Here is a 6,907-nt window from a genome sequence, read left to right as displayed (position 1 = left end):
CATTTGAGTGAATGCGTGATGCGGCGTGCCCACCTGGTGCTGTGCAGCACCCCCTATCTCGGTGCAACCACAGCCCGACACAAGGACCGCACATGGCAGGCATCCAAACACTCAACCGCTCCGGCGGTCGCTTCTACGTCGACCCGGTGAGCAACCGGAAAGCACCCTCGGTGACCAGCATCGTCGCGATGCTGCCCAAGCCCTTCTTGACCGCGTGGGCCGCGAAGCTGACGGCCGAAAACGCCGTCGACCACCTCGGTTCCATCGTGGACCTCGCGCTGACGGACCGAAGCGGCGCCGTGGACTACATGAAGCGAGCCCCGCACCGCTCGACGAAGGACGCCGCGGATGTGGGTACCCAGGTCCACGACTTGTTCGAGCAGGTGGCGCGGGGCCAAGACCTCGGCCGGGTCCACCCGGACATGCTGCGCTACGTCGAGCACATCGAGGACTTCCACGAGCGCTACGAGCCGGACTACCTGCACATCGAAGACGCCGTGTGGTCCGACAAGCACGACTATGCGGGTTCGTTCGACGCGGTCTGCCGCATCGACGGCGAGCTGGTGATCGTCGACGTGAAGACGACGAGATCCGGTGTGCATGAGGACGCGGCTTTGCAGCTCGCCGCCTACACCTTCGCGGACCGCGTGATCGACCAGGTCGGCGAATCGAAGCCGATGCCCGCGATCGAGGCCGCGGCGGTGCTGCACCTGCGCCCCGAAGGATGGCAGCTCGTTCCTGTTCGCGTGGACGAAGAGGTGCTGAGTTTCTTCCTCCACCTACGTCACATTTTCGACTGGAACACCGAGGTCGCCAAGACCGTCATCGGACCGCCCGTGTACGAGTCGACGCCCTCGACCGGCTCACAGCGGCGGAAAGCGAAGCACTAGCCCGTGGTCGCCCCGAAGAAGCCACCCAATCCCTTCGATCTCACGCTCGAAGACTTGGTGGTCCTCTTTCTGATTCTGATCGTCATCTCGATTCTCTTTTCTTGACAGGAGCATCATGAGCCTGCGCATTTGGGAAACCGACCCCGAAGCAAAGCCGCGTCCTCGCAACCGCTACGTCGAAGACGTCGTCGGCTACATCCACGGCGGCCTGATGACCAAGACCAAGCCGCTGTCGTTGTCGGAATGGCGCTTCACCTCCGATGACCCCGAGGTCGCCGACCGCGTCGCCGAGCTGTTCGGCGGTGAGGTGGAGGAGTGGGACACCGAGAAGGCCAACAACCTGCAAGTGCTCTCCGAGTCCTCCCGCGTTGACCTGATCCTGGACGACCCGGACGCCCTGCGCTCGCGCATGGTGCTGTGGGGGCGCAAGGGGATCATCCACGCCTGCGACGGCGTGTACTTCGTCGACGGCGAGGATCGTGGCCAGCCCTGCGGGTGCCCGCCGGAGTTCACCGTCCGCAAGGCCAACGCGGAAAAGGGCACCGGGCCGCAGCCGGAGATCACCCTCAAAGCGCGGCTGGCCGCCGACGAGGAGCTGGGCTTCTTCCTGTACAGGACGAGCAGTTGGACGCTCACCAAGGAGCTTCACGAGATCGAAAACGCGATTGCCGAAGCCGCCGAGGGCGGTGCCCGGATTCGCCTGACGCTGAGCCTGGAGCACGTGGAGTTCACCACGAAGAAGGGCCAGCACGTCGACTACCACCGCCCCGCGCTGACCGACATCACCGCGGACACGACCCCGCTGGAAGCCGCAGCGTAGCTACTCGCTCTCTGCGCCCCGGCAGTTCCCACCAGGGAAGCCGGGGCGTTTTCGCGTCCCAGGAGTCTTCATGCCTGCTGAGCCCGAGTCTGCCGACACCGAGATCCCTGCCACGCCCTACACCGCGCGTCCACGGCGACGGCGCCACTTTCCCCCGTCCCCGAACCGCAATCACGCCTGAGATCGGAGGTAGTCATGCCCGTCTACGTGCAGCTCGCCACCTGCTTGCCTCGGCCGCTGGTGGGAACCTCGCCGTCGCTCCCCGCACAGATCGCGTTGGACCGCGCCTACGAATCGATCGCCGTCCTCTGCGAGGAACTGGAGCAAGCCCAGCGCGAGATCGCAGCGAAGAACGCCCAACTCGGCGAGGCCACCACTGGTGTTCGCGCGGAGCGGTACGAGGCGATGCGTGCTGACCGTGATTACTGGCGCGAGAGCGCCGAGACCATCCACCGCAAGCTGGCCCGTACCACCGCGGAGCGCGACGACGCGGTGTGGGAGCTGGCCGTGCTCAAGCGCAGTCTCGCCGAGCTGGCAGGTGAGAGCGCGTGAGCCGAGCCCGAACGACTGGCACGAACTGGGAAAGCCGGTGTGCGGCCTACTACTCGCAAGTGCTCGGCACACCGGTTCGCCGCTTGGCCCAGCACGGCGTACTCGACATCGGCGACCTGGAGGGGATCTACCTGCACGCCGCCGAGTCGAAGGCCCACAGGCGTTGGGATGTCTTGGAGTGGGTGCGCCAAGCACGGCGGGAGGCGGACAACAAGGACGTGCCCTTTCACGTCGTGCTGGCCAAGCGTCCGCACATCAAAACGCCGGAGTGCCTTGCGATTTCGACCATCGAGAACCACGCCCGCCTGGTCGCGCGGCTGCGGGACGCCGAGGACGCACTACGGCGAGCCGACCCGGCGACCTACCGCCTGCATGTCGAGGAGCACGGGACAACATCACGGAGGTAGCGGTGCACATCGACACGCTGGTGCAGCGGCTCGCGGCAGGGGGACCGGCCGAGCAGCGCAGCGATGGGTGGTTGGTGCGGTGCCCCGTGCATGGCGACCGGAAACCGTCGCTGCTGATCAGCGTGAGCCCCGAGCACAAAGCAGTTCTGCATTGCCGGTCGCAGGGCTGTGACGTCGCCGCCATGCTCAAGCAGGTCGGCCTGTCCTGGTCAGATTTGTTCGACGTCGATGGGGAGATCACCGCGGGCACCGTGCCGGCGGAAGATCTCAGCACCGCCGACATCGCTGCGCTCGCGTCCTATCTGGACCGCGCACAGGCGGCATTCGCCGGCTCACCGGCCGCCACCTACGCACAGGACCGGTTCGGCATCACCGAGGACACCGCTCGGGTACTTGGGCTCGGGTTCGACGACGGTTCTGCACCGTTCGCGCATGCCTCGGAGTCCTTCACCGAGTACCCCAGGTTGGTGGTGCCGTTCTACACACCCGAGGGCATCGCCCACGGCGCCCAGGGCCGCGACCTCTCCGGTACGGATGCGAACCGGTGGGCCGGGCTGACCAACCCCGAGGGAAAGCGCTGGGCACACCTGGCCTGGTTCCGTGCCAGCGCCGCCGGGCCGGTCGTGGTCACCGAGGGACCCAGCGATGGGCTCGTGGTGGCTGCGGCTGGTTTCACAGTGGTGGCGGTGGCCGGGGCATCGCATGCGCGCCGACGCGCGACCGCTGAGGCGATCGTGACCGGGGCCGCAGGACGGGAGATCGTGCTTGCTGGGGATGCCGACGAGAGCGGGCAGCAGTTCAACCGCCACCTCGCCGAGCACCTGGCCGACCTCGGAGTCACGGCCAAAGGGCTATTCCTTCCGACAGGGCGCGGGGATCTCGCCGACTGGTACCGCCAGAGCGAGAGCTTCGGCGACGAGTTCGCCGAAGCGATCCGACGTGCCCTGCCAGTGCGGCTCGACGGGACCTTCGACGGCGATCCCGTAGAGCTGCTGGATGCGGTACACGCGTTCCTGCAACGGTTCCTGCTCATCGAGCCGCCGACGTGGTTCGATGTGATCACGCTGTGGGTGGCGACGTGCTACTTCGTTCGCCGTTCGGATGCCGCCGACGTCGCGCCGCGACTGGGGTTCCTGTCCACGGTTCCCGGCAGCGGCAAGACCTTGGCGCTGGACTTGGTGTGCAGGCTGGCGCAAGGAAGGTTGGCCGTGGACCCCACGGCCGCGTCCGTTCTGCGCACGATCAACGCGATGACGTATGAGGACTCCGACCCGGACAAGCCGGATATCCCGGTGCCGCTCGGGTTGGACGAGGTCGACAACCTCTACGCGGCCCGCGGCCAGGACACCAGCAGCATCACCGCGGTCTTGAACAGCGGGTACAAGCGGGGTCAGGACACCATCCGGGCCGACACCAACGACCAGCGCAAGGCCATCAGCTACACCACTTTCGCGCCGATCGTCTGGGCTGGCTTGGCCCGTGCTGCGCTGCCGGATGCGTTGCTGTCACGGACTTTCGTGGTGTCGATGCAGCAGGCGATGCCGCACGAACGCCCGGCCTCGTTTCGTCCCCGTCGCGACGGTCCGGTTGCCGATGACCTTGCCGAGAAGCTAGCGGCCTGGACGGCGTCGGTTGCCAGCGATGACGTTGTCAGCGACGTCCTGGACCAGGTCGAAGACGAGCTGGCTCCGATGGTGTCCAACCGCGATCTGGAGCTGTGGTCGGTGCTGTCCTTGCCCGCGGTGATGGCCGGTGGGCACTGGCCGGCTCGCGCGGTCGCCGCGTGCGAGGCATTGCGGGATGCGGGCAAGGAGCAGGCCGAGAACATCAGCGTCCGGTTCCTGCGCGCGACGCGCGATGTCTACCGCGCCGGTAACTGGGGACGCGGCATCAACGACCGCGTCGTGTTCCGCTCGGCGCTGGCCGAGCGCGTCATCGACGCCGACCAGATCTTCGGCCGTTGGAGCAGAGGCCAGGGCATTGATGATGAGCACGTGCGGCGGTTCCTGGCCGAGTTCGGTGTGCGGCCGGTGGTCGTCCGCGTCGGCAAGGAGACAGGACGCGGCTTTCGTTGGAGCGACCTCGCTCCTGAGTGGGAGCGCTACCTCGGAGAAGACGACGAAGAACCCATCACGGAATGAGGGAGGTGACCATGCGCAGCTATTCCTACCGGGTCGTTGGCGAGGAGACGGTCACCTACCTGCCGGAGACCGCCGAGGACCTGGAGGCGTTCACCACATGGGCACGGCGAGAAAGCGGCCGGGTGATCGGGGTCGACACCGAAGGAACCGGGCTTGACACCTACGCCAGGGGTAACCGGTTGCGGACCGTGCAGTTCGGCACCGCACGGGAAGCGTGGGTCCTCCGGGTTGAAGGCCGACCGGGTACATGGGCCACGGCCCGTGACGTCCTGTTGCGGCTGCCCCGGATTGCGCTGCACAACGCGCCGCACGACTGGCTCGTGCTCGATCGGCACCTGGATCTGCCGATGGAGGTGCTGGCGAGCAAGACCACCGATACGCGGATTCTGGCGCACCTGCTCGACTCGCGGGGCCGGGAGGATGGCGGCATTGGGCACGGTCTCAAACCGTTGTCGCAGTACTACATTGACCCGGACGCGCCCGATACCCAAGACGGCCTGATCAGCGTGTTCCGGGAACTCGGGCACACCAAGTCCACTGGGTGGGCGGCCATCCCGTCCGACCACCCGGTCTACGTGCGCTATGCAGGACTGGACACCATCTTCGCGTCCCGGTTGCTCGATGTGCTCGGGCCGCAGGTGCACGAGCGCGGCCTTATGCGTCTGGCCGACTTCGAGCACCAGGTCGCTCGGGTCTGCGCGGCGATGGAACGGCGCGGAGTCCGCGTCAACAGCGAGTACGTCTCCGGGATGTCCTCGCGGCTGGCCACCGAGGCAGAACATCACCGCAGGCGGGCCAGCCGGTACGGGGTGTCGACAATCGGGTCGACCAAGCAGGTCGCCGAAGCGCTCGTGGCGATGGGCGAAAACCTGACGGCTACCACCAGCGGCGGGGCATTGCAGGTCGACAAGGACGTCCTGCTGCCGTTGGCCGACCTCGATCCTCGGTGGGAACGCCTCGGTGTCCGAGAGCCGAACCCGCTAGCTGACGCCGTCGTGCGGGCCAAGCGCGCCGCGCGCTGGAAGACAACGTATGCCGACGCGATGGCCTCCGGGCTCGACGAACGCTCCCGGCTGCACCCCAAGATCAATTCGCTTCAGGCGCGCACCGCGCGCATGTCCATCAGCAAGCCGCCGTTGCAGCAGCTCCCCGCAGGCGACGGCACGATCCGCAAGGCGATGGTGGCCGAACCCGGCAGCGTCATCGGCAGTGTCGACTACTCCGCCATCGAGATGCGTGTCCTGGCCGCGCTGTCCGCCGACCGCGCGATGGTGCAAGCCATCCGGGACGGTGCCGATCTGCACGACTTCACCGCTGAGCAGATCTACGGACCGGACTTCACCAAGCGCCACCGCAAGGTGGCCAAGACGGTGGGCTTCGGGAAGGTCTACGGCGGTGGTGCCGAGTCGATCGCGCTCCAGACCGGGGCGCCGCTGGCCGATGTCCGACGCGCCATCGCCGCCTACGACCGGACCTTCCCCGGCATCAAGCGCTATTCAGCTCGCCTGACCGCACGGGGCCGGTACGGGGCAAAAGAGCTGATCTCGCCCACTGGCCGCATCCTGCCGCTGGACCGCACCAGGTTGTACGCCGCGACCAACTACATGATCCAGAGCGTCGCCCGCGACGTCTTCGCCCAAGGGCTCCTGGACCTGGACGCAGCAGGACTGACCGAGCATCTGCGCTTGCCCGTCCACGACGAAGTGATCTTCGAAGCCTCCGAGACCGACGTCTTCGAACTCGCCGAGGAGATTCAACGGACCTTGACCGTTCCGGAGTTCTACGGTGTCCCGCTGGACACCGAAGCTGAGATCTTCGGAGCCGCCTGGGAGCCCGATACCACCCGCTACATCCGGACAGGAGACCAACCGTGGACCACACCGCAGGAGACAGCCCCAGGGCTCCCCCTCGCTTCCTAAGCTCCGGATGATCAACATGGTCAGACCAATTGTGGTTGAGTACCGCCAAATGCGTATCGCGTAGTTTCCTGCGCGACTGGGCTACGTAGTAGTACGCAGTCGGAGTAGGGCAATACTGTGCGATTACTCCATTAGCGTGTGACGCGCCAGACTTGCGGAACAGCGCGAGACGGGATCG

At 66.5% G+C, this 6,907-nt stretch carries 6 protein-coding genes; all 6 read left to right on the top strand.

The window, feature by feature from the left end:
- Positions 1–92: 92 nt before the first annotated feature.
- The 6 genes from ABD691_RS27570 (at position 93) to ABD691_RS27545 (ending at position 6,729) form a co-directional block, all read left to right on the top strand.
- Positions 93–890 (top strand): PD-(D/E)XK nuclease family protein, encoded by a 798-nt coding sequence (locus ABD691_RS27570; RefSeq protein ID WP_344684606.1) that lies wholly within the window; start codon positions 93–95, stop codon positions 888–890.
- 115 nt (positions 891–1,005) lie between these two features.
- Positions 1,006–1,710, top strand: a complete 705-nt coding sequence (locus tag ABD691_RS27565) for a recombination directionality factor (protein ID WP_344684604.1) — start codon at positions 1,006–1,008, stop codon at positions 1,708–1,710.
- A gap of 195 nt (positions 1,711–1,905) precedes the next feature.
- The gene (locus ABD691_RS27560; RefSeq protein WP_344684603.1) at positions 1,906–2,262 is read left to right on the top strand and encodes a hypothetical protein; all 357 of its coding nucleotides are present in this window, start codon (positions 1,906–1,908) and stop codon (positions 2,260–2,262) included.
- A gap of 59 nt (positions 2,263–2,321) precedes the next feature.
- On the top strand, positions 2,322–2,669 hold the full coding sequence (locus ABD691_RS27555) for a hypothetical protein (RefSeq protein ID WP_344684601.1): 348 nt from the start codon (positions 2,322–2,324) through the stop codon (positions 2,667–2,669).
- Between the two features lie 2 nt (positions 2,670–2,671).
- Entirely contained in the window at positions 2,672–4,810 is a 2,139-nt protein-coding gene (locus ABD691_RS27550; RefSeq protein WP_344684599.1) for a DUF3631 domain-containing protein, read from the top strand.
- Positions 4,811–4,821: 11 nt separating this feature from the next.
- Positions 4,822–6,729, top strand: coding sequence for a DNA polymerase (locus ABD691_RS27545; RefSeq protein WP_344684731.1), 1,908 nt, complete (start codon positions 4,822–4,824; stop codon positions 6,727–6,729).
- Positions 6,730–6,907 lie beyond the last annotated feature (178 nt).

The sequence above is a fragment of the Saccharopolyspora taberi genome (assembly GCF_039534165.1).
Taxonomy (GTDB): Bacteria; Actinomycetota; Actinomycetes; order Mycobacteriales; family Pseudonocardiaceae; genus Saccharopolyspora_D; species Saccharopolyspora_D taberi.
This window is presented reverse-complemented; position numbering and strand designations above follow the sequence as displayed.

Bases quoted from the DNA above. Each gene is read 5' to 3' on its own strand.
- ABD691_RS27570 (WP_344684606.1), top strand. From the start codon at position 93: ATGGCAGGCATCCAAACACTCAACCGCTCCGGCGGTCGCTTCTACGTC.
- ABD691_RS27560 (WP_344684603.1), top strand. From the start codon at position 1,906: ATGCCCGTCTACGTGCAGCTCGCCACCTGCTTGCCTCGGCCGCTGGTG.
- ABD691_RS27545 (WP_344684731.1), top strand. From the start codon at position 4,822: ATGCGCAGCTATTCCTACCGGGTCGTTGGCGAGGAGACGGTCACCTAC.
- ABD691_RS27565 (WP_344684604.1), top strand. From the start codon at position 1,006: ATGAGCCTGCGCATTTGGGAAACCGACCCCGAAGCAAAGCCGCGTCCT.